We start from the raw sequence: 21959 nt of genomic DNA on the forward strand, positions 1-21959 counted from the left end.
CGAAGCAACGGCGAGCTGGCTTCGAACCTGCGACGCTGTACTTTGTGAGCCGTCCGGTGAGTCTTCGATGGTGACGGTAGCTGCCGTGGACCTCCTGCTCGGGCCGGCGGAGGATCGAGCCGGATAGATCAGACGGACGACGTGTCCGTATCAGCTCCTCTCGACGTTGATGTGACCTTCTTCGAGGGCCTTCTCGATCATCACCAGCATCTCGGCCCTGTCGTGCGCCTCAGCTGTCAGCGTCCAGGTCAGGTACCCGCGTCCGTCGTCGATCTGGTCAACGAGGCCGGCTTGGCGCATCTGCTTGAGGGCCTTCGACAGGTGGCCGTCGCCGGGCCTCGCCCCCCAGCGCTCGACGAGGGCTGCAGCGAGTTCGGTGTATCGAAGCTGCCGATCAGCGAGCGTCAGCAAGATCGAAGCCCACCAGCTGTGCCCGAAAACCTGCTCCAAGATCCGAAAGTGGATCAATGCCACAGTTCATCGTCTCCCCCCGCACAGGTGCCCAACGCCTGGCCTGAGACGTCAGCTGTCGTGCATCTGACACTGCGCGAAGGACTCACTTCACCGAGTAGTCGCAGCGGTGTCAAGGCCTCTCGTTTATCGACCTGACAAAGAGCCGCCGGTTAGAGCCGCTTTGGGTGAAAACGAAATCCATCCGTAACAAGCAGTGGTTGCCGAGGCCCCGCTCTGATCAGCGCCCCGCGCGGAGCTGAGCAGTCCGTCGCGGTGGCGCGATATGGCCCTACCAGCGGTGCGCACGATCTGGACGCACGATTGGCGCGCGCGGTTGTAGCGCACTCACGTGCCGTAGCGGCAGGCTCTGATCCTGGGATAGGACAGAACATGTTGACCGTGATGGAGGCAACTGGTGGCACACCGTAGGGGGAGGGTGGTGGCCGTGCTCGCGCTCATCGGCCTGATGGGAATTGGGGCAGGTTGCACACGTGGTGACGGTGACAAGACTGGCTCACCAGCGCCGACGTCCGGCGACCACTCCACCTCTCCCGCCGAACCGGTTACGCCGGAGGATCTTGCGCTGGGTGCGTACCGCAGCATGTGGGCCGCCTACGACGACGCCGGGCTGACGTCCAACCCGGACCATCCGGAGCTGGCAAAATTCGCGGCCGGCGATGCGCTGAAGGTCTTGAGAAGCGGCCTGGAATCCGATCGTCGCGAAGGGCTGGTCGGACAGGGCGAAGTCGTTGTGAATCCGTCGATCCAGTCCCTCACGCCCGCGGCCGCGCCGACGCAGGCAAAAGTCCGAGACTGCGCGGATACCTCCGGCGCGACCAGGGTGAGAGCGACTCCGAATGGCACTCCGTTTACCGACTCACCCGGCGGGCGCCGACTGGTCAACGCCACCGTGAGCATGGTCGGCGAGAGCTGGAAGGTGACGTCCTTTGGGGTACAGGGGGTCGGCTCGTGCTGAGGCTCCGGCTCCGGCCCGCTGCCGGTGTCATACCCGCAGCCTTCTGCCTGGTTCTGCTGGTGGTTGCGTCTCCCGCCCAGGCTGACAAGTGGAAACCGGTGGACTGCGGCATAACCCCTGACGTGCCTGAGTGTTCGGTCGAGGTAGGTACACCGCCCTCGACCGGCGACGGGAACTCTGGGGACGAACACAACGGCGGGCCGAACACCGGCGGCGGCTCCGGTGGTGGGCACGGGGGTGCGGACGGTTGCCGTTACATCTTGATTGGCCGGGACGGACCGCCGTCTGGCGCCGCTCAGCCCGGAGCGTGGTACTCACGCCACTGCGTCAACGATGGCGGGGCTTCGGCGAAGCTGCCCGTGTGGATCGCAGATGCACAGTCGCCGGATCCGGCGGTCTTGGCGCGGTCTGCGATTTCCCGGCTGAATCTGCCTGCGCCGACGATCCGGGCCAATCCCGCGCCGCCGGCGGCTCAGCTGCTGAACGTGCCGACGTGGCTGTGGCTGGACGGCCCTTCTTATCGGGCACGGTCAGCGACGGCTTCGGTGCCCGGCCTGAGCGTGACGGCGACAGCCTCTCCGGCCCAGGTGCGGTGGTCGACTGGTGACGGTGCGTCCTTCACCTGCTCGGGCGCGGGAATTCCGTGGAGCGCGGGCATGGATCCGGCAGCAGCGTCGAGTTGCAGCCACACCTACAAGGCCCCGTCGAGTGGCCAACCGGGCGGCGTGTACGAGGTGCGGGCGACGGTGACCTGGGAGATCGGCTGGGTCGGCGGCGGCACGTCGGGGTCGGTCGAACCAGTAACGACAACCGCCACGGTGCCGCTTCGGGTGCAGCGCTCGTCCGCGCTCAACGGGGCGGGCTGACCGATGGCAGTGTCATTGACGAGAGCACCGGCCACGGCGGCGAACGGGCGACCGTCGTCCACACCTCCGCCCGTTGGGGTGCGCCGACGTTCACCGCGCAACGTGGTGCTGGGGCTGGTTCTCGCAATCGCGTGCTCACTGCTGTTCGCCGGCACCGCGTTGCGGACCGATCCGGCAACTCCGGTCCTTGCGCTGGCCCGCGACGTGAGGGCAGGCCAGACGATCCGGGACCCAGACCTGAAGGTCGTGCGGATCGTGCCCGGCGATGCCGTGCAGGTGGTCGGCGAATCGCAGCGCGAGACGGTCGTCGGTCGGACGGCGGCGGTGCCACTGGTGGCCGGGAGCCTCTTGTCGCCCGGCCAGATGGGTGGCTCGGCGTTTCCGCCGGTGGGCCAATCAGTCGTCGCCGTCGGCGTCAAGGCGGGCAAGGCACCGGCCGGGATGACCGTGGGTTCGCGGGTGACCGTTCTGGTCGTGCCTCCGACGGGCAACGGAACCGCAGCTGTGCAGCCGGTAAGGGCGTCCGCGTCGGTGTCAGCGATCGAGGTTCCGGACGCTGCCGGGCTGACGGCCGTGTCGCTCCTGCTGTCGTCAGACGCGGCACTGCAGGTCAGCGTCGCTTCGGGAGACGTATCGCTGATTCTGCAGGGCTCGGGCGGCTGAGCACCGTGTTGATCGGGGTGACGAGCGCGAAGGGCTCGCCGGGCGCGACGACGCTCGCCCTGGGGCTGGCACTGCGTTGGCCCGAACCTGGCGCCGTAGTCGTGGAGGCGGACCCTGCGGGCGGCGACCTGATGGCGCGGTTCGGTCGCACCTACCACGATGGCGGGCGGGAGCCAGGGCTGGCGTCGATGGCCGCTGATGCCCGGGCCGGGGCCGACGTCCGAACGGATCCGTCTCGGTGGGTGCAACCGTTGCCGGCCGGGGTGGATGTGGTCCTGGCGGAGCCTGGCGCCGCGGCGGCGAGCCTGCGGGCGTTAGCTGTGCGGGGACCTCGGATGCTGCGAGTGCTGGCCGCTGGCCGGTCGGCGGTGGTGCTCGACGTGGGCCGGTGGGAGCCGGCTTCGCCGGCGTCCGCGCTGCTATCGGCAGTGGACGTCCTGCTGGTGGTGCTGAGGCCCGTACAAGATGAGGTTCGGGTTGCGGATGTGCGACTGAACGGCCCGACGGGCCGACCAATCCCATCAGCAAAGGGTAGAGACCTCAGCCAGGGACGCGAGCACGTCGAGCAGCTGACCGGATTGGTCCGGGACGTACAGCTGGTGACCGTAGGCGGCGACGGGTGGCCGGCAGTGGAGGTGGCCGGCAGCCTTGGGCTGCCGCTGGCCGCGACCGTCCCGAACGACCGTCGAGGCGCCGGGATTCTGGCCGGACGCATGGTGCCGCGGCGCGGTTGGCAGTCGACGGGCTGGACGCGGTTGCCACTGCTGCGGGCCTGTCGTGGCCTTGCACTGGACCTCGATCGGCACGCCAGTACCGAGACGTCCGTCGCGCAGGTGACGGAGCACGCCGGGGTGAGCGGCCGATGAACGCTCGGCATTCCGCTCCGGGGAACAGCAGCATGGGCGTGGGGGGCGCCCACGCGCTGACCAGTGCTGAGCGAGAGGTTCTCGATGCGTTACGAGCCACGGTCGCCGTCCGGCTACAGGTGTCGGCCGTCGGCGGAGCAGACAGCACGGGCGACGTTGACCTGTTGATATCCAACGCCCTGGACGAGTGCGCGCGCGAGGCGTTGCACCATGGGCAACCCCCGCTGAGCGAGGCCGCTGAACATCGGATTCGACAAGCGTTGCGCAATTCCTTCCTTGGCGCCGGCGGGCTGCAACCGCTCCTCGACGACGAGGCGATCGAGACCGTCAACATCAACGGCTGCGACAACGTGCAGGTGCAATACCGCGACGGCCGCCGCGCCCAGGTGGCCGCAGTCGCAAACTCCGATGCCGAACTGATCGAGCAGTTGCGCGACATGGGCGCTCGGCTCGGAGCCCATGAGCGCCGATTCGACCCGGACGCCCCCGAACTCGCCATGCAGCTGCCTGGCGGAGCGCGTCTGCACGCGATGCAGGTCATCAGCGACCGCGTCGCGGTGTCGATCCGCCGGCACCCGATGGTGAAGGTGAGCCTGGACGACCTGGTGGGGATGGGCGAGCTGACACCGACGATGGCGGATCTGTTCACCGGCCTGGTGTTGGCCCGTCGGAACATCGTCATCAGCGGCGGCCCCGCCGCGGGAAAGACCACATTCCTGCGAGCCCTCGCCTCCGCGATTCCCGCGCAGGAACGCCTGATCGTGATCGAGGACTCCCGCGAGCTGTCGCTGGACCCGCAGGTCCACCCGGACATGGTTTCGATGCAAGCACGGCAGGCGAACATCGAGGGCGTGGGCGAGTTCAGCCTGGATCAGTGCGTCCGCGCCGCGCTGCGGTTGACGCCGGATCGGGTCATCCTCGGCGAGGTTCGCGGGGCTGAGGTCGTGCAGATGGCCAAGGCGATGTCGATCGGGGTGGACGGGTCGATGGCGACGGTGCATGCCTCGTCGAGTTCGCAGGCGCTGCTGCGGATGACCACCTATGCGATGGAACCGCCGGCGTCCTATCCGCGAAGTGCCGCGACGTCGCTGCTGGGTGAGGCAGTGCACGTGGTCGTGCACTTGGACCGCACTCCCAATGGCCTTCGAGTGGTCTCCTCCGTCCGCGAGATCGTCGGCACCGACGGGGACCAGATCATGTCCAACGAGGTATACCGGCCCGGTCCTGGCCGCCAGGCGGTACCGGCGACGAGGCTGCGGGACGAAACCATGGACCGGCTCGTCGATGTTGGCCTGGATCCTGCTGTCCTCGACCGTGACGGGTGGTGACACGGATGGCCATGCCGGTCGTGCTGCTTGTCGGACTACTCGGCGGCCTTGGCCTGTGGCTGATCGTTGACGGAGCCCGGCGGTGCGACCGTGACAGCCCTGCACCGATGGAGGGTTTGCTACGACGAGCTGGTGCGGCCGTAACTCCCCTGCGGGCCGTAACGGTGATCATCGCGGCGGTGTTCTCGGGGCTGGTAACCGGCTGGCTGGTCGGCGCGATCTTGGCTGGGCTGGCAGCGTGGAGCCTTCCCACCGTGCTGGTCGGGAACCGGGTTCATCAGCGTGAGCAAGAACAGTTGGAGGCGATCGCGGGCTGGACGGAAAGCTTGCGCGACACGCTGGCCGCGGCGGCTGGGCTGGAAGAGGCGATCGCCGCGACGGCCGGCACCGCGCCAGCGGCGATCCGACCGCAGGTCATCGCGCTGGCGGAGGCGATCGACGCTGGGGTCCGCCTGCCGGTCGCGCTGCGCGCGTTCGCCGCTGATCTCGATCATCCGACCGGCGACATGGTCGTGGCGTCGTTGCTGCTGGCGGCCACCAGGCAGGCTCGCAACCTCGCCGAGCAGCTCGGCGCGCTCGCGGCAACCGCACGGGAGCAGGCTGCAGCACGCATGCGCATCCAGACCGAGTGGGCGACCACCCGCACGTCGGTGCGGATCATCATCGCGATCACCCTGGTCATGGCCGTCGGACAGGTATTGCTCAACCGCACGTTCCTCGCTCCCTACGACACTCTGGCCGGGCAGGTCGTACTCGCCATCGTGGGTGCGATGTTCGCCGTCGGGTTCATCTGGCTCAGCCGGATGTCCCGGATCGACCGTGACGAGCGGGTGCTGGCCGGCGCCAACCCCCACCCCCAGGTGGTGATGAGGTGATCCGCGACGCGCTGCTGCTGGGGGCCGGCACCGGAACCGGCCTTGCGCTGGTCCTGCTGGGATTGCGTCCCAACCGACCCGCCCTGGTCGACGTGCTCGACGGCCTACGTCGTCCGGCCCGGCCGCCGATGACCGCCCGGCAACGCCGCTATCAGGTGCTGGGGGCGCCCCTCGTACGCCTGGGCCTGCCCACCGCCCGCACCCGGACCGATCTGGCAGTGCTGCAGAAAGATGTCCCCACGTTCCTTGCCGAGCAGGCTGCGGCCATCGGGCTGGGGGTACTGGCGTTGCCCGTCCTGGCTGCGTTGTGGGGTGTCGGCGGGTTGGTGCCGCTGTGGCTCGCCGGCCTGGGCGGACTGATCGGCTACCGATGGGCGGTCACCCGGGCCCGCGCCCTGGCGGAGAGGCGGCGTGCCCAGCTGCGCCACACCTTGTCGGTGATGCTCGACCTGGTCACCATCAGCCTGGCCGGTGGCGCCGGCGTCGAACAGGCCCTCGACGATGCCGCAAGCGTCTGCACCGGCTGGGCCGCCGACCAGCTGCGCGCCGCGCTGCGCACGGCCCGGCTGACCCGGCAGCCCCCGTGGCGGCCCCTTGGCCAATTGGGCCTCGACACCGGAGTGAACGAGTTGGCCGAGTTGGCCGCAACGATGCAGTTGGCCGGGGCTGAAGGGGCCCGGGTCCGCGCTTCCCTCGCTGCTCGGGCCTCGGGGATGCGCGCTCGCACAACCGCCGCAATGGAATCCGCCGCTCGCTCGGCCGGGGTCCGGATGTCGCTACCCGTCATGCTCATCGCCGTCGGCTACGGCCTGTTCCTGCTGTACCCGGCCATCGCGGCCATCCGCACCGGCCTCTGAAACCGCATTCGTATGGAGCTCGAAGGAGTTGTTCACCATGATCCGCCGTCTACGCGCCAACTTTGCCTACGGGCTCAGGGCCATCCGTGAGAATCCCGAGCACGGAGCCGAAACCGTCGACACGATCATGTGGATCGCCATCTTCATCGTTGTCGTCGGCGGAATCGGCATGCTCTTCCGGGACACCGTGACGCAGTACTGGAACTCCCTGGTCATCACCATCGGTTTCTGACCGTCACGATCATGGGGAGTCCGAGCAGGATCAGGCAGCACCTCCGCAGCAGACCTCGCGGCGACCGCGGCTCAGTCACGACCGAGACCGTCGGCTACACCGTCATCTTCCTGCTCGCTCTGACCGTGATCGTGCAAGCCGCCGTCTGGTCGTTGGCCGATCAGTCGGCTCGGCACGCCGCTAAGGAGGCACTTCAGGCGGCGCGGGTCTACGGGGCGACGGCCGAATCCGGCCGCAGCGAAGCCGCTGAAGTCCTGGCCGAGACCAACCCGGCCGGCATCGACGACATCCAGATCACCGTGGAGCGTGGGCCGGTCACCACAACCGTCACGATCACCGGCACGGCGAACCGTGTCGTTCCCGTGCCAGGGCTCACCGTGCCCATCGAGGTCCAAGTCCAGGCACCCACCGAAGATGTTCCACCCGTGAGCTGAGACCAGGCGGAAGGAGCGAGGCGTCGATGACGAAGCACAGTCGAGCACGACCTCCTCGACGGAGTCTGACCGGGGACTGCGGCTCGGTGTCCGTCGAGGTCGTCGGGCTCGTCCTGCCGGTCATGGTGATCGTGGCAATGCTGATCGTCGGCGCATGGCGGTTGTCGGCCACTCGCCTCGACGTACACGCCGCCGCCGCGTCCGCTGTCCGCGCCGCATCCCAGCAGCGCACCGCCACTGCTGCCCAGTCGGCAGCCGAGGAAGCCGCCCGCGCCGACCTCGCCGGCCGGGCCCGCGGATGCACCCCGTTGACCGTTGTCACGGGTCTCGACGACTTCGGCCGCGGCGGGTCGGTCACCGTCACCATCACGTGCCACGTCTCCACCGATGACCTGATCGGCGTCAGCGGCCCGGGCGGCGCCGACACGACCGCGACCGCCAGGGCCCCACTGGACACCTACTCGGAGGTCGTCCCGTGAGCCGCCCAAGGTTGGAGGCGGTTCGCCGCCAGCTGCGCGAAGACCGCGGCTCGGGCACCGGCTGGGCAGCCGGAATGTTCCTCGTCGGCATGCTCGCAGCCGCACTGATCATCGACGGCGGCGCCGCGATGACGATGCGCGTCGACGCTCGCCACGTCGCCCAACAGGCCGCGCGGGCCGGAGCAGACCGGATCGATCTACTCCTGCTCCGCACGGCCGGCACCGTACAACTCGACCCGGTCCTGGCCGAAGCCGCGGCGACCGAGTACCTCGCCCAGGTCGGAGCGACCGGCACCGTCTCCGCCACCACGACGTTGGTCACGGTCACCGTCACCAAGACCGGGCCCACGCCGCTACTCGCCGCCGTCGGGATCACCACCGTCACCGTCTCGACCACCGAACGCGCCGAACCCGTGACCAGCTAGACCACCGTGAAGGGGGTGCCATGAACGTCACCGCGGCGCTCGGCCGGCTCCTCACCCGCCTCGCCAGCGCCACCGCGCTGCTCTCCATCACCGTCGGCATCCCCTACGGTCTCGCCGCCCACATCGGTTGGCCCCTCCCCCGCGCCGTCCCGCGCGACACCGCCGGCTGGCAGGCATGGCTCACCGCCGGCTTCACCGACACGATGGCGGTCAACCTGCTGGCCATCGCCCTGTGGCTGCTCTGGGCCGTGTTCACCGCCAGCCTCCTCGCCGAGGCGATCGCCGGAATTCGCGGCCTGCCCATGCCGAGGCTGCGCGGCTTTACGTCCGTACAGACTCTGGCAGGTTGGCTGCTCTCCGGACTCACTGCCGGGGTCGTCGCCACCGCCACCGTCGCGCCGGCTACGGCGACTCCTCCGCCATTGCCCGCGGTCGTGCCGGCCGCGGCGCACGCCACCCCGGTGGTGCTTGTCGGCAACGCTGCGACGGGCCCAGCCAAGGTCGGCATCGAGCAGCAACCGCCGATCCTCTGCGCTGGCGAACACCACGTTCGCATCAAAGGCAACAGCTACGTGTACGTCGTCCAACGCAACGAGAGCCTCTGGGTCATCGCCGAGAAGTGCCTCGACGACGGCAACCGTTGGCCCGAGATCTGGCAGCTCAACCGCGGCCGACATTTCGAGGTCGGCGGCACGTTGCGAGCCCCCCGCCTGATCCAACCCGGCTGGGACCTACGGATGCCAGCCGACGCTGTCCCGCCACCAGCCACCGGGCCGGCATCCGCTAATCCCGCCCGACCGCCGGGTGCCGGCCCGGTGCCCGCGTCACCCGGCCCGGCCACGTCGACAGCCCCACCCATGTCGACACCGTCCTCCTCAACCGCTGAGGATCCGGACGGTGTGGTCGAGCCGGCACCGGGCATGCCGGCGTCGTCGGGTCCGGCCTCGACCCCAAGCAGCGCCAGCCCGGCGACGCCTGACCAGAGCGATGCCGTTCGGCCGCCCGGTGAGGATCGCGGCGTGGGCGTACCGGGTGGATGGGTGAGCATCGGACTGGCCGCCGCACTGGCCGCCGCCTCGTCGATCGTGTGGCTACGCCGACGCACCCGCTACAACCCCATCGCCGATATCGACCCGTCGAACGATCCCACCCTGCAGCCCCTGCCGGCCGTGGTCAGCCGGCTACGCCGGGCCGTCCGTGAGCAGGCACCGGAACTATTGGCACCCCCGCCGCCACAACCCACAGTCCGTGATCTCGCAGGCGCCGAACGGCCGCCGCTGGCACCGATCGGGCCGTCCGGACCGCAACTGGCCGGACTACCCGACCACCCACGCGGAGGCCTCGGCCTCACCGGACCAGGTGGAGCCGATGCCGTCCGCGCGATGCTCGTGGCGACGCTCTCCTCCGGCGGTGTTCACGACCCAGACGCCCGCGGACAGGTGGTAATCCCTGCGACGGTTCTCGCCGACCTGCTCGGCGGCACCGCGATCACCGATCTGGTCGGTGCCTTACCTCGGCTGCGAGTCACCGCCGGACTCGACCATGCCCTGACCTACGTCGAAGAACAGATCATCCACCGCACACGTGCCGTCACCGACGCCGACGTCATCGATGTCGCCGCGCTCCACGACGCCGACCCGCACCACGATCCCCTTCCGCCGATCACACTGATAGCCGACATCCCCGACACCGCGATCCGGGCTCGGCTATCCACCGCGCTACACCTGGGCCATCCCCTGTCCATCAGCGCAGTCATCGCCGGCCAGTGGCCGCGCGGCACCACCCTCACTGTTGCGAGCGACGGCACTACCACCAGCAACGAGCCGGGACAGACCCCCAAGCTGTCGGTCCTAGACGCCGACACCACTCTGCAGCTGCTCACCGTCATTCGCGAGGCTCACACCGGAGAGCCGCCCGCTCCCCCGCCCAGCGACCCGACGCCCGAAGGGCCGGGCTCCACGAGCAGTGGCGAAGACACATCCACGGTACAGACCACCGCGAGCCCAACACCGCCAGTCAGGCCTACCCCACCCGCCGAACCTCACCGGGCGAGCGGGAAGCGGCAGTCACGGGTACGCGTCCAGGTCCTCGGCCGACCGATCATCTTCGGCGCCGACGGAAACCCCGTCCCCGGCGTCCGACGAGCCAGCTACGAACTCCTCACCTACCTCGCCGTTCACCGTCAAGGTGCGGACATCGTCGACATCGAGGTAGCGATGACACCGGATGCCACCCCGCGGCGAGCCCGCGACCGCCTTTCCACCAACGTCGCCAACCTCCGCAATCGGCTGACCCACGCCACCGGACTCGACCCCAGCGCGGTAAGCGATACCTTCAAACCGGTCGTCAACCCCGGTGGGCGCTACTACCTCGACCCGGCCCTGCTCGACGTCGACTGGTGGCGCGTCCTCGACGCCGTCAGCCGCGCCGGCGCGACAACCGACCGGGACGCCCAGCGCGCGGCGCTCGACGACGCAGTCAGCAACTGGAACGGCCTGCTCTACGACGACAGCTTCGAATGGATGGACGGACCGCAGCACAGATGCAGGCAGGTCGGCGTCAACATCCACGCCCGACTCGCGGTTCTGCTCGCCGACACCGACCCCGGTCGAGCCCGGACCCTTCTCGACGCTGCCTGCGACATCGACCCGATCAACGAGGAGGTCGCTCGCCTCGCCATGAACGCCCATGCCGTCGTCGACGACACCGCAGCCATCAACGCGCGACTGGCAGCACTTACCTCAGCGCTTCAGGACATCGACGAGGACGTCTCCGACGAAACCCATCGACTCGCGCGTCGACTGCTCCACAAGTCCCTACCGCAAACCGACGGACAGTCAGACTGAGAGTCCGCCAGGTCGAGACCGACTATGCGTCAAGTCAGGACACCGAAAGGCCGATCCTTCGTCCCATTTAGACGTCGCCGCACTCTTCTCCCCTCGTCGTAGACCTCGACCGCGCCTTCGTCCTCCAACTCGCCAAGAAAGTCCTCGACCTGGTCGACCCAGGGAACGGATGGATGCCGGGCGCAACATCCCGAGTCGATGTAAGCGGAATGTGGATCTCGACGTTGCCCGTCATGACAGACGGTTTATCGGGCGGAGACACCACAGTAGGCGGTGCCCGGTGCTGCCGCGTTGGCCAGCGCGGAAGCTCGGCGGCGAATGAGCGCGTCCGATCAAGATGAACGGCACGGCTTCCTGCGCGAACATGCCATGCCCAGGCGTACCTGAAAGATTAACCCGCCTCTTTGTCGTCCATTGCGTTCGATCGAGTTTCGCTTCGACCCTCGTCAGCCGGCCGCCAAGTCGTCGCAGCATCCTCCAACTGCGTCGACTGAACGATCTTGCATTCAATTTTGTCTCGTGCAACGCCACCGTCGTCTCGGATGGCTTGGCCGATTGAGTCGAGCGATGACACTGCTTTCCTAATTTGCTGAATTACCGAATAGAGTGTGGTCGGGGCGGCCCAACCACCCTGGTACGGCGTCAGGTCCAGGTCGTAACTGGCGGTCTCGACCGGCCCGAACGGCCCGTCACAGTCAACCTCGAAGCGGCACCGCACCGGAGAATTTCCCTTGAACGGTTGAAAGCTGACGTCGTAGAAAAATTGACGCGTCTGTCCTGGCGGCATCACGGAGATCGGCTCGGTGAAGACCGTCAGCTCATGCAGCTTCAATCCATCAGACCGAACCATCTCATCCAGCGCCTTGACACGGACGTTCCTTGCAACCGAAGCGCCGATGTTCGAGATCGACAAGACGAACACGCCGGGGTCGTTGGCGCCGGGAGCGATGTCGACGAGGACGTTGGGCTGAAGCGACTCCCGCCTGGCCTGCTGAGTTGCTGCTTCGACAGCCTCCGCCTGCCTGACCTGCCGCATCAACAAGTCGACCTGTTGCTTTCCGAGCTCAACTTGCTCTTCTGCGCGCTCTGCCTGGTCTTTGGCGCTCTTGGCTTGCTTTCTAGCTGCTGAGGCGGACTGTGCCGAGTAGGCGATGCCAGCCAAGGCGAGGACAGCGACTACGGCGGTTGTACGCTCGGTGTTGAACCAGCCGAGTAGGTCGACGAACACATCCATGTTCCGACACTGTAGGCAGGCGTCGCCACGCACTTGAAGGCGGTGCGACCCACCGATGATCAGGCACTGAGCGTGGCCGTGATGGCTGAACCGGGGTGGCCCGCATGGTCGGCGGCTTTACTTATGTGGCTGGTGCTGCACCTGTGCGGAAGGCTGCCGACCGCGGCCGCCTCGCCTCTCATCGTTGCTGCGGTCTCGCTGAGAAGACGACCCACACGCATTCAGTCGGCGCCCTCAGGGCAGCGGGGGGCACCCCGTTCAAGCGGCGCCGCTTCCATCCGAAGCTGTCACGCCGGCAGAAGGCAGTCAACCGGGCGCGCGCGAGAATCCGCACTCGCGGCGAACCAGCCGTCGCCACGCTTAAGACCTGGAAGATCCAGACCGAGCTGCGCTGCTGCCGGCGCCGCGCCACCGCGATCGTGCAGCCGTCCCCGTCCTGCGCCACGTTGAAGCCAACCGCTACGCAGGATGAAAGGGGCTCATTGACTACGCTCTGAGCATGGGGACACGTGATCATGCGGTGCTGCGGCTCGCTGTGGACCTCGTCATCCTTACCGTCCGTGAGGATCAGCTGCAGATTCTCATCATCGAGCGAGGAAACCCTCCGTTCGCCGGCCGACCGGCCTTGCCGGGTGGATTCCTGCGCGGGACAGAGGACCCTCTAGCTGCCGCTCATCGCGAACTGCGCGAAGAGACCGGCCTCAACGCGTCGGGCCTGCACCTCGAACAACTGCCGGTGGCTGGTGCCCCTGACCGCGATCCGCGCGGACGGGTGGTCAGTGTGCCGTATCTCGCGATAGCGCCGAATCTACCGATGCCGATTGCCGGATCCGATGCGAGTGGTGCACGTTGGAGGCCGTTGGACAGCCTTGAGGAAGACGGCCACCTGGCATTCGACCACGACGAAATCCTGCAGGTGGCGATCGAGCGTGCCCGGATACAGCTGGAGCACACGACTCTTGCTGCCGCATTCTGCGCTGAGCCGTTCACGATCGGCCAGCTTCGTGGCGTCTACGAGGCGGTCTGGGGCGGCCAGCTCGATCCGCGCAACTTCAGCCGGAAAGTGATCAAGACCGAGGGGTTTGTGGTTGCGACCGGCGAGAAGCGTCTCGTCGGTACAGGCCGACCTGCCGCCCTGTACCGACGAGGACCGGCCACCAGGCTCCATCCAGCGATGCTTCGAGCCGACCTGGGTCCGCCGATCCACCCGTAGATGTCATATTGACAATAACTCGTTATCGCCGTAGCGTGGTGGGCGCGATCGACCCTGTGCGGTCGTGAAGTAACCCTTGCTGCCGGATCGCCTTGCGGAGTCCACGTGGTACGCAATCGATCATTTCTATAGGTCGCGTGTGCACATTCGTCTATTGGCGGACGCCTTGTTGTACCGACGCGAGCACCAAGCGGACTGCCATTGCTCGCACGCCGTCAACTAGGGCCTGGGAAACTCACCTCCAGATCTCAGCGTGCTGCCGAACGGCCTCGACGGGCTGCACACGACAGCAAGCCGTCCGGAGCCGAAAACCACCCAACGTCTGAATTGGGACAACCGACTGCCTGATGATAGTGGCTGCTCAGTAGTCCGCAACAGGCTTACTGTCCCGTGAGTTGACAGCGGTCGACCGATGGCGACGTTGTCGATGCCAACGCAACGATACGTCGCAGAAGAGGCTGGCGTGCGGCACGTTCGTCACCGCTCACGGCACGTTCGCCACAGCTTAGGAAGAACTTCCAGGACTGCGGAATCAGTCCGTGTTGAGACTGGAGAAGTGATCAATGCCGACGGTGGTTTTCCTAACCGCATTGGATCTGGAGCACGCCGCTGTTGTCGAGCATCTGACGCAGCCGACCACCGAGCGCTGGGAACGTGGCATGGTCTTCGACACCGGCGTGTTCCAGGGAAAAGCGTTGTGGCATGTCGCAGTAGCACAGGCTGGTCCTGGCAACGCAACGGCAGGCATTCTGCTCGATCGCGCCGTGACGACCTTCTCTCCCGACGTGGCAATGTTCGTCGGTATCGCGGGCGGCCGAAAGGATGTCCGGCACGGCGATGTCGTCGTGGCCGACGCGGTGTACGACTACGAGTCCGGCAAGGACGAGGAGCACCTCTACCTGCCGCGCGTCAAGACTTCCGCTCCATCCTTCGGCCTGGTGCAGCGCGCGCAGGCCGTTGTTCGCCGAGCCCGGTGGCAGGAACGGATCCTGCCTCGACCGCCCGCGCACCGTCCAGCGGCGTTCGTGAAGCCGATCGCCGCCGGCGGCAAGGTGGTTGCGAATGATCGATCGAGTACCGCACGGCTCCTCACCGCTTACTGCGGGGACGCACTGGCGGTCGACATGGAGAGCCATGGTTTTCTTCGTGGGGCCTACGTCAACGAGGGCGTTTCCGCCCTGGTTGTGCGCGGGATATCCGACTTGCTGAGCGACAAGACAGCCGGGAACGACGCGCGCTGGCAGATTCCCGCGGCTCGCAATGCCGCTGCGTTCGCCTTCGAGGTTCTCGACGCCGGCATCGAACCCGACCGGACTCGCCTAGTCGGGGTGGACAGCCAGCCGTCAGCAAATCTGTTCGTCCAGAAAAACAGCCCGGCGGGCGGGACCGTCTACGCGAACCAGGGCATCGGCAACCAGATCATTCATCCTGAGGCACGTTCTGAGGAGCGGCATGGATCCGTCCAAAGGCACTGAACGGGACGGTCAAACGAGTTATGTGCAGAAGAATTCGCCCCGGCGACGTGGGACCGTGTATGCCAATCAGGGCACCGGGCCCCAGATCATTAACACGGTGCCACGAAAGCACCGCTCCGGCATGGACACGAAGGCGCTTCTTGTGATCCTGGCGGCCGACGTCGTGTACTTCTTCTTTGGAATGCTGACGTACACGGGCGAGAACACCGCAGGCGACACATGGCGTGCCGTGATCTTCTTGGCGCTTCTGCTCGCCACTGCGGGCATAGTTCGCCGGTGGTTGCGGCGGCGCGTCTGATCTGCCCGACCCGATTGGCGATCAATGCAAGACGGGCCGAGCGGTCCGTGAAGCCGAACGGATGCCTTCCACCCCTCATCAAGGAGGACGCCAATGGATGCGTTAGCAACGGGTGCCCATACGGGTCCGGAAGCGCGCTTGCTGTCAAGAGTCTCGTCGCGGGCCGCAGTCCTCAGCATTACTCTTGCACTGGCCGGCTGTGGCAGCTCACCGGCGACCGAGCCGGAACCCCCCGCGAACACGGGAAGCGCTCCCGCCTCCGGTGCGCCTGCACCGGCCACCAGTACGTCGCTGCCCGCGCCGTCGGCCGCAGCGCCACCGCCTGGGACCGTGCTGGCCCACGTGAACGGGCCTGGCCGACTGAACGTGATCGCGAACGTGCAAGGGCGCGGATTCGACGTCGTCAGCAGTGTGCTCCAAGGCGGCAACGACATGTCGACGCTTCAGGCGCACGATGTAGACGGCACACCGATGGGCAAGCTCTCTCCCGGCTCCTTCACCGGCGAATGCGGCGCTGCGGATGTCATCACCCACGGCCGACGGCTGATCATTACCCTGCTCATCAAGACGGTTCCTGCCGCCGGTATCACCCAGGCGACCCACTCGCTCGAAATGAACGCCTGGGACGCCACGTCGGGAGCGCAGGTATGGTCTGCCACGCCAGTGGAACCGTCGCCGGAGTCGCTGTCATGCCAGGCGTACGACGGAAACCTGCAGGGCGTCTCGACCACGCTGGACGGCAGTTGGGGCGTCATGCTGTGGCCGCCCCAAAGGTTCGCCATCGACCTCCGCAATGGTCAGCTGTACCCACGCGACGACTTGCTCGGCACGATCGGCAACTACGTCACTGTGGGAACCGACCACACGGTCTACGACGGTAAGCCGAACACGGTGAATATGACTATCCCGGGCGAGTGGAAAATACTCGGCACCTTCAAGGCCGGGAACTCCGAGCTCGGCACGCTTGACCTCGCCCGAACCGGAAGCATGGCAAGTACTGGTTCGTCGTACACCGGTTCATCGGGGCAGCGTACGTTGTCGACGCCCGACGGTACGACCATCGTTAGCCTCGTGGGAAATTCATCCAAGGGAGTGCCGGACGCGATCAAGGCATACCGGCTCCCATCCGCTCAGCCGCTATGGGCCCTCAAGACTCCGAAGTACTTCACCGACTCCATCCATGCGATCAACTCGTCAATCGTCCTAGTCAACCGGGCTCGGACCGGAGCAGCCAACGACAGCGTAGAGTACATGGCCGTCGATGTGAGGACGGGCAAGGTTGTGTGGTCGCAGAAGATAGCCGGCCTGTCGACCTGCCTCCTAACGGCTCGCCAGATCCTGATCCGGGTAAACGGACAGTTCGCGACCCTGGACGCGGCTACTGGCAAACAGCTGTCATATCAGGACGGAGCTAGCAGCTGTCCTGACATCGTCGCGCCCGGCCTCACCGGCGTTGGCCGCGACGAGATGGACGTTGTGCAACTCATGAGTCCTTGACAGTGGGATCCCCGCTGTAACGGCGGCGGCACCACCCAGCCAGGCCAATTCGCTCGAGCCGACAGCCCGCATGGCAGGTGCCTCGAGGATCGGCGGTGAGGCGCCTTGCCAGCGGCCCACACTGTTCTGTGGCCCAGTTTGAGGCCGAGGCGCTGCAGAACAGACCCAGCTATCCCAACGATGCGCCTAGGTTCATCATGAATGGAACCGGATCTATGGCCGCTTCCGCACTGGTATCACCGTTGACGTGGACCTCGAAGTGCAGGTGCGGCCCTGACGAATGGCCGGTCGAGCCGACGACACCGATGGGCTGGCCGACCACGACGTGGTCGCCGACCTCGACCCGCGGTGGTTTGTCCATGTGGCAGTACCGGGTGATGATCCCGCCGTCGTGATCGATGTCTACGTACCAGCCGCAGCCGCTGGTAAGGCCCGGGTCCCCGTCACGATCGCAGCCCCAGTTGCTGCCGTCGCGGTTGTCGATGGCGTTGCAGCGTACCCGGCTGACGATGCCCGCGGATGCGGCTCGAATGACGGTACCGCGTGGTGCGCTGAGGTCCACGCCGTCGTGACCGGGCCGGCCAGCGGTACGAAAGCCCGAGCCGACAGGCGCGAGGACTGGCTGGGTCCAGGGCCCGCTGGCGCCGCAGCTGGCCAGCCGCCCAGTTGGCAGTGAACTCTCGCCGCTGGTGATCGTGCCGACGAGCTGAGTCGCTTCCGGCTCCCACTTGGCGTACGCGTCGGGATAGGCACTGACCTGCACACGTTGGGCTGCCTCGGTAAGCGGCATGGTCTGCCAGCCGGGGATCGTCAACAACTTGGCGTAGAACCTACCGGCGGCGTAGGTGGGGTCGAGGAGTTGCGCGACGGTTCCCCATCCTTGGCTGGGTCGTTGCTGGAACAGTCCGACGGAATCCCGGTCGCCGCCGGGAAGGTTGCGTAGCGTCGATTCCTGCATCGCGGTGGCGACGGCGATCACCCACCCCCGACTGGGCACGCCCTTGCTGGTTCCGGCGGCGGCGATGACGGCAGCGTTGGCTACCTGATTGCGATCCCATTGGCCGACAGCGGGCCACCCACCGGGCGGCGCTGGGGCGAGCGTTCGGCCGGGTGCCGCACCAGAGCCGCAGCCGGCAGCAGAGCCTCCCAGCAGGAGGCTGGTGCCCGCGAGGCAGACGAATACCACCGTGACGACGGCAGCGAGCAGGGTGGCGAGCATTCGACGACTCACCGCCGGCTCCAGCGCTCAGGTCGCCTGGTGGTGCGGAGACGTGTCTTGATGGTCATGTTTCCTCCACTGGTGAGCAGTCGCCGCGCGCCAAGGGGCTGACCCGGCGCGTCCGGTGAGTCGAAGGGGTCTGGCGCTGCGACGAGCAGGTCTACAAACGCAAATAGGGCCGCATATGCGGCACCAGGAGGTACAAATCGGGTTCGATCGGGCGGGCATCGACAGCGGGGGACAGGCCGGACGCAGATCCCGGGCAGGCTGAGCAGGATTGGTTCGGCGGATCAGGCCTCGGCGGGAGTCCATGGGCGCGGGGACCAGGCGGGTCGCCCTTCGACCTCGAGAAATGAGTCCGTCCAAGGTGTGGCCCCGCGCCGGCTCCCTCTGCCCCTCTGCAGAAGTGAGGCAGACGCCCCACAACCGGGACAGAGGGGTACCGGCCGGGACCGACATGCGGAGCCAGCGCTTCTTGAGACTCAGGACCCAGGGGTCGAGGGTGCCGCTGACGCTTCGGGCGAACTGTCGTGGCTCCCGTTGTGGGAGGCCAGTTCGGCCAGCCGGCGGGCGATCGGGACGGGGTGGTCGAGCATGCCGACCTGGCCGGCGCGCCGGATCGCCTGGACTGAGCGCACATCGAAGTCGTGTCGCTGCCCGAGGGCACGGAGGTCGGTCTCGCCGTCCTTCATGTCCGCCCAGACGGCCTGCCAACGACGGTAGCGGTCGGCATTCACGGGGATGCGGCGGATCAGGTCGATCGGCCACGGCTGCTCGAGGTCTTCGCCGGGCCCGTGGTCATCGCCGTCGGGCCGCGACACGTCAGGGTCATCCCGCGACACGTCGGGAGCGTGTCGCGAAACGTCGTCCGGCCGGTTGTCGTCGTCCGGCGCTCGCCCTGCGATCTCGGGCTCGGTGTGGTGTCGCTCGCCGCTCGCCTGCGGCTCAGCCGTGTCATCACGTCGCAACGAGTCGTCAACGGGGTGTTCGAGCATCCGCGACAGCATTTTGATCGCGGCGATGAGCGCGACAGCGGGCCAGCCGGCGATGATCCGGGCGATGACGTCGTCCTCAGCGATGAGGATGTTCGCACCGAGGCTGACGACACCGCCGGCGGCGAGGGCGATCCACGGGAACGCGCCCGAGGGGCGGCCGGCCCGCCGGTCGGCGAGGATCGCCAAGGTGGCGACGACCTCGATGCCGTCGACCGTCAGCGGGAAGGCGTGTGCCTTCCAGCCGTGCTCCCCGCGCGATTCGGCGAGTTCGCGGAGGTGGTCGTAGCTGACCGCACCGGCGACACCCGCCAGTCCGAGGGTGGTCAGGGTGGCTGCAGTGGTGATGACGAGGTCAGTCAGGGACCGTCCCGGTCCGACCGGGCGGGCGGTTCGCCGAAGTACGACGTCGATTGCCGTGACGGCGATGGCGACGGCGATGCCCACGAGGACGAGTCGGATGTCCATCAGCGACCCGCCCGTCGTCGCGACGGTGCGGCCCCGATGTCACGGGTCGGTCGGGTGAGGCTGCGTGAAGTGTCGAGTGTCGTGACATACCCCTGTCGGGCGATCGTCCAAGCGACGACGTCCACCGCGGGGCCGCTGTCCTCCTGGCGGCCCGAAGTTGTACCGGCGGCCTGTCCATACGGGGTCGCGGAGGTAAGCAGGCCGGGCGCGATGGTGACGAGTTGGCCACGCGTTCGGGTGTTCAATCGCATCAGGTTGCGCCTTCCAGAAGGGCGGTGCCGGCGCCTCCAGGGCGCCGGCACCGCACATCGGTGTGATCCGGCGCCCAGGGGCGCACCTGGTGGTGCGTCACCCCGGGTGCGGGCGTGGAGAACGCGGTCGTCAGTCGGTGCTTAAGTCGTACTCGCGGTGGTGGACGGGCACCACGTCGACCCCGCGGATCTTGTCGATGTGGGCGCGTGCGACCTCGAGGCGGTCCAGGTCGTTCGCTACGACGTCGACCGCGACGGAGATGGCGCCTCGTGGGTCGAGGGCCTTGACTTCGACGACGAGTGGCACCACGAAGACGATCCGATAGTGGGAACCTCGCTCTCCGCTGACGTTGCTGGTCGGCGGCGTCTCGCCGGGCGCGCGCAGCCGCAGCTGCCACTGTTTGGTCGGGTGGACGGATGCGTCCCGTAGGCAACGAAGTTCGACGCGGAGGAGGCGCTCTGCGGCGGTTACGGCCTCGTCGCTGCTGGCCGCGTCCGTCTCGATGGCAAGCGGGGTGTGGACGGTGGCTTCGAAGTGGGTCCGCAGTGGCGGGGGCATGGTCAGGTAGCGCAGGGCGTCGTTCGCGTCCGGAACGGTCAATGCTCCGGTGTTGACCGCGAAGATGATCCAGCGTCGAACCAGGTCGACGAACTGCCGGTAGCGTTCCTCGATGGCCGCGCTGCTGTCGCGGATCTCGTGATCGGCCAAGGTGAGTGCGCCGCGAAGCGCGGCGATCAGATCGGTGTCGGCTTGCCGGACGAGGACCATCTGTTGGGCGACGAGGTCGGCGGCGACGCGGACAGCGTCCACGTCGGGGGCGACGGTGCGGGAGTGCTGGAAGCCGGCATACAGCAGGTCGAGGATCTCCTCGGCGCCCCAACGGGCCTGCTGCACCACGGTGGCGGCGGCCGAGTCAGTGGGTGGGTTGATCACGGTGCTGCTCCCCTCCTGATCGCGGCGGATCATGGGCGGTCGGTGTGCTGGGCAACCCAGGTCTGCCAGTCCTGAAGGACGGATGGGGGGATGCCCGCGCGGAGCCCGTCTAGGACGAGCAGTGCCATCCCGTAGTTCGGATCGGCGGTCAGCGCGCGATGCGCCGCGATGTCGGCCAGCGCACCATTCCCCTGCAGCCAGGCGGTGAAGGCCAGCAGGCTGGCTGGCGCCGCGACCAGGTCCGGGTCGGCACGCCGGGTTAGGTCCCGCCACAGTTCGAGGTGCCACTCCTCGCGGCTGGCGGTCAGCCAGGCATGGTCCCGCACGGTGATGGTGCTGAGTAGCGTGGTGAGCCAGGCGACCTCGTCATCCGTGCACTGCTGGCCGCTCCGGTACCGGTTGGCCGCCTCCGTCAACGCTGCCTGTCCTTCGGCCTCGATGGCGCTGAGACTGGCCGGTAGGTCCGCCAGCCGTCGGCGGGCGCGGTCGGTTGCTTCGGTCATGGCGGCACGGAGGGCACCGCCTGCGGGTGCGATGGAGGCCGCGAGGCTTGCGCGGTCCGCGAACGGACTGGATCCGGATACCACGGCCCGTACCGACAGTGGGCTGGCGACCGCGTCGTAGCGGGTGCCCTCGGGTGAGCAGCACGTCGGGTTGTCGCACAGGTAGGACCAGTACCTGCCATCGGTGACGCGTAGCGCGTCGTAAACCTGCAGGCCGGCGACGGTGAGTACCGCACGGGCAGCGTCGACCGCCGGTGTGGCGAGATCTTCCGGCCCGTAGGCGGCGATCACCACGTGGGTCGCTTGGACCTGGTCGAGGGCCGGCAACGCCTGTGCGATGTCGTCCAGTCCAGCGGGCAGATCTCCCCGGGTGACAAGGGCGACCTTCGCCCCGGCGATCGCGATCAGGACGATGCTGTTTGTCGGGTGGAATCCGACCAGGTGCGGCACGGCAGCGAGCATCTCTGCGGCCGAACGCACCGGCAGGATGGAGTTGTCGGGGCTGGTCATTGTGTTTCCTTCCGATTCGGATCCACCACGCGAGAGCGGGTGGACTGGAGTGGGACTGCGCGGCC

22 protein-coding genes and 1 pseudogene are annotated in these 21959 nt (G+C 67.4%); 17 read left to right on the forward strand and 6 right to left on the reverse strand.

The window, feature by feature from the left end; genetic code table 11:
• Positions 1–150: 150 nt before the first annotated feature.
• Positions 151–474, reverse strand: a complete 324-nt coding sequence (locus tag F4558_RS14870) for a helix-turn-helix domain-containing protein (protein WP_167944769.1) — start codon at positions 472–474, stop codon at positions 151–153.
• A 424-nt stretch (positions 475–898) separates the two neighbouring features.
• Between F4558_RS14870 and F4558_RS14875 the strand changes: the two genes are divergently transcribed.
• The 12 genes from F4558_RS14875 (at position 899) to F4558_RS14930 (ending at position 11300) form a co-directional block, all read left to right on the forward strand.
• Positions 899–1429 carry a hypothetical protein gene (locus tag F4558_RS14875; protein ID WP_312877341.1) on the forward strand — a complete coding sequence of 177 codons (531 nt, stop codon included), beginning with the start codon at positions 899–901 and terminating at the stop codon, positions 1427–1429.
• A gap of 656 nt (positions 1430–2085) precedes the next feature.
• On the forward strand, positions 2086–2295 hold the full coding sequence (locus F4558_RS31670; RefSeq protein ID WP_245241330.1) for a hypothetical protein: 210 nt from the start codon (positions 2086–2088) through the stop codon (positions 2293–2295).
• A 102-nt stretch (positions 2296–2397) separates the two neighbouring features.
• On the forward strand, positions 2398–2958 hold the full coding sequence (locus F4558_RS14885) for an SAF domain-containing protein (protein WP_167944771.1): 561 nt from the start codon (positions 2398–2400) through the stop codon (positions 2956–2958).
• A 335-nt stretch (positions 2959–3293) separates the two neighbouring features.
• On the forward strand, positions 3294–3824 hold the full coding sequence (locus F4558_RS14890; protein WP_167944772.1) for a hypothetical protein: 531 nt from the start codon (positions 3294–3296) through the stop codon (positions 3822–3824).
• Positions 3821–5152: a TadA family conjugal transfer-associated ATPase gene (locus tag F4558_RS14895; RefSeq protein WP_167944773.1), complete on the forward strand. Its 1332-nt coding sequence runs from the start codon at positions 3821–3823 to the stop codon at positions 5150–5152. The genes F4558_RS14890 and F4558_RS14895 overlap by 4 nt, the downstream gene beginning before the upstream one ends.
• A 5-nt stretch (positions 5153–5157) precedes the next feature.
• Positions 5158–6027 (forward strand): type II secretion system F family protein, encoded by an 870-nt coding sequence (locus F4558_RS14900; RefSeq protein WP_245241331.1) that lies wholly within the window; start codon positions 5158–5160, stop codon positions 6025–6027.
• Positions 6024–6884, forward strand: a complete 861-nt coding sequence (locus tag F4558_RS14905; protein WP_167944774.1) for a type II secretion system F family protein — start codon at positions 6024–6026, stop codon at positions 6882–6884. Before F4558_RS14900 ends, F4558_RS14905 begins: the two co-directional genes overlap by 4 nt.
• Positions 6885–6921: 37 nt before the next feature.
• Complete coding sequence (locus F4558_RS14910; RefSeq protein ID WP_167944775.1) at positions 6922–7116, forward strand: hypothetical protein; 195 nt, start codon at positions 6922–6924, stop codon at positions 7114–7116.
• Between the two features lie 11 nt (positions 7117–7127).
• On the forward strand, positions 7128–7550 hold the full coding sequence (locus F4558_RS14915) for a TadE/TadG family type IV pilus assembly protein (RefSeq protein WP_167944776.1): 423 nt from the start codon (positions 7128–7130) through the stop codon (positions 7548–7550).
• A 26-nt stretch (positions 7551–7576) separates the two neighbouring features.
• Complete coding sequence (locus F4558_RS14920) at positions 7577–8029, forward strand: hypothetical protein (RefSeq protein ID WP_167944777.1); 453 nt, start codon at positions 7577–7579, stop codon at positions 8027–8029.
• On the forward strand, positions 8026–8454 hold the full coding sequence (locus tag F4558_RS14925) for a pilus assembly protein TadG-related protein (RefSeq protein ID WP_167944778.1): 429 nt from the start codon (positions 8026–8028) through the stop codon (positions 8452–8454). Before F4558_RS14920 ends, F4558_RS14925 begins: the two co-directional genes overlap by 4 nt.
• 20 nt (positions 8455–8474) lie before the next feature.
• A complete protein-coding gene (locus tag F4558_RS14930) occupies positions 8475–11300 on the forward strand; it encodes an AfsR/SARP family transcriptional regulator (RefSeq protein WP_167944779.1) in 2826 nt (941 codons plus the stop codon).
• A gap of 391 nt (positions 11301–11691) precedes the next feature.
• Here F4558_RS14930 and F4558_RS14935 read toward each other — a convergent pair whose 3' ends face one another.
• Entirely contained in the window at positions 11692–12534 is an 843-nt protein-coding gene (locus tag F4558_RS14935) for a DUF8453 domain-containing protein (protein ID WP_167944780.1), read from the reverse strand.
• Positions 12535–12770: 236 nt separating this feature from the next.
• On the opposite strand from F4558_RS14935, the pseudogene F4558_RS14940 reads away from it, so the two are divergent.
• From F4558_RS14940 to F4558_RS14960, 5 genes and pseudogenes are all read left to right on the forward strand, one after another.
• Positions 12771–13006 (forward strand): annotated as a pseudogene (locus F4558_RS14940) (IS5/IS1182 family transposase); the annotation flags it as partial.
• A gap of 27 nt (positions 13007–13033) precedes the next feature.
• Positions 13034–13747: an NUDIX domain-containing protein gene (locus F4558_RS14945; RefSeq protein ID WP_167944781.1), complete on the forward strand. Its 714-nt coding sequence runs from the start codon at positions 13034–13036 to the stop codon at positions 13745–13747.
• A gap of 563 nt (positions 13748–14310) precedes the next feature.
• Positions 14311–15222 (forward strand): 5'-methylthioadenosine/S-adenosylhomocysteine nucleosidase family protein, encoded by a 912-nt coding sequence (locus F4558_RS14950; protein ID WP_167944782.1) that lies wholly within the window; start codon positions 14311–14313, stop codon positions 15220–15222.
• A 97-nt stretch (positions 15223–15319) separates the two neighbouring features.
• Positions 15320–15520, forward strand: a complete 201-nt coding sequence (locus F4558_RS14955) for a hypothetical protein (protein WP_167944783.1) — start codon at positions 15320–15322, stop codon at positions 15518–15520.
• 330 nt (positions 15521–15850) lie between these two features.
• On the forward strand, positions 15851–17017 hold the full coding sequence (locus tag F4558_RS14960; RefSeq protein WP_167944784.1) for an outer membrane protein assembly factor BamB family protein: 1167 nt from the start codon (positions 15851–15853) through the stop codon (positions 17015–17017).
• Between the two features lie 169 nt (positions 17018–17186).
• Here F4558_RS14960 and F4558_RS14965 read toward each other — a convergent pair whose 3' ends face one another.
• The 4 genes from F4558_RS14965 to F4558_RS14980 all read right to left on the reverse strand — a co-directional run bounded on the left by F4558_RS14965 (position 17187) and on the right by F4558_RS14980 (position 21894).
• Positions 17187–18248, reverse strand: a complete 1062-nt coding sequence (locus tag F4558_RS14965; protein WP_167944785.1) for a M23 family metallopeptidase — start codon at positions 18246–18248, stop codon at positions 17187–17189.
• 470 nt (positions 18249–18718) lie between these two features.
• Positions 18719–19696: a DUF2637 domain-containing protein gene (locus F4558_RS14970; RefSeq protein ID WP_167944786.1), complete on the reverse strand. Its 978-nt coding sequence runs from the start codon at positions 19694–19696 to the stop codon at positions 18719–18721.
• Between the two features lie 381 nt (positions 19697–20077).
• Entirely contained in the window at positions 20078–20881 is an 804-nt protein-coding gene (locus tag F4558_RS14975; protein ID WP_167944787.1) for a hypothetical protein, read from the reverse strand.
• A gap of 29 nt (positions 20882–20910) precedes the next feature.
• Positions 20911–21894: a DUF4192 domain-containing protein gene (locus tag F4558_RS14980; RefSeq protein ID WP_167944788.1), complete on the reverse strand. Its 984-nt coding sequence runs from the start codon at positions 21892–21894 to the stop codon at positions 20911–20913.
• Positions 21895–21959 lie beyond the last annotated feature (65 nt).

Source organism: Micromonospora profundi, from assembly GCF_011927785.1.
GTDB lineage: Bacteria > Actinomycetota > Actinomycetes > Mycobacteriales > Micromonosporaceae > Micromonospora > Micromonospora profundi.

Coding starts and splice junctions, on each gene's coding strand:
- F4558_RS31670 (WP_245241330.1), top strand. CDS start 2,086: ATGGATCCGGCAGCAGCGTCGAGTTGCAGCCACACCTACAAGGCCCCG.
- F4558_RS14890 (WP_167944772.1), top strand. CDS start 3,294: ATGCTGCGAGTGCTGGCCGCTGGCCGGTCGGCGGTGGTGCTCGACGTG.
- F4558_RS14895 (WP_167944773.1), top strand. CDS start 3,821: ATGAACGCTCGGCATTCCGCTCCGGGGAACAGCAGCATGGGCGTGGGG.
- F4558_RS14900 (WP_245241331.1), top strand. CDS start 5,158: ATGGCCATGCCGGTCGTGCTGCTTGTCGGACTACTCGGCGGCCTTGGC.
- F4558_RS14910 (WP_167944775.1), top strand. CDS start 6,922: ATGATCCGCCGTCTACGCGCCAACTTTGCCTACGGGCTCAGGGCCATC.
- F4558_RS14915 (WP_167944776.1), top strand. CDS start 7,128: ATGGGGAGTCCGAGCAGGATCAGGCAGCACCTCCGCAGCAGACCTCGC.
- F4558_RS14920 (WP_167944777.1), top strand. CDS start 7,577: ATGACGAAGCACAGTCGAGCACGACCTCCTCGACGGAGTCTGACCGGG.
- F4558_RS14930 (WP_167944779.1), top strand. CDS start 8,475: ATGAACGTCACCGCGGCGCTCGGCCGGCTCCTCACCCGCCTCGCCAGC.
- F4558_RS14935 (WP_167944780.1), bottom strand. CDS start 12,534: ATGGATGTGTTCGTCGACCTACTCGGCTGGTTCAACACCGAGCGTACA.
- F4558_RS14945 (WP_167944781.1), top strand. CDS start 13,034: ATGGGGACACGTGATCATGCGGTGCTGCGGCTCGCTGTGGACCTCGTC.
- F4558_RS14950 (WP_167944782.1), top strand. CDS start 14,311: ATGCCGACGGTGGTTTTCCTAACCGCATTGGATCTGGAGCACGCCGCT.
- F4558_RS14970 (WP_167944786.1), bottom strand. CDS start 19,696: ATGGACATCCGACTCGTCCTCGTGGGCATCGCCGTCGCCATCGCCGTC.
- F4558_RS14980 (WP_167944788.1), bottom strand. CDS start 21,894: ATGACCAGCCCCGACAACTCCATCCTGCCGGTGCGTTCGGCCGCAGAG.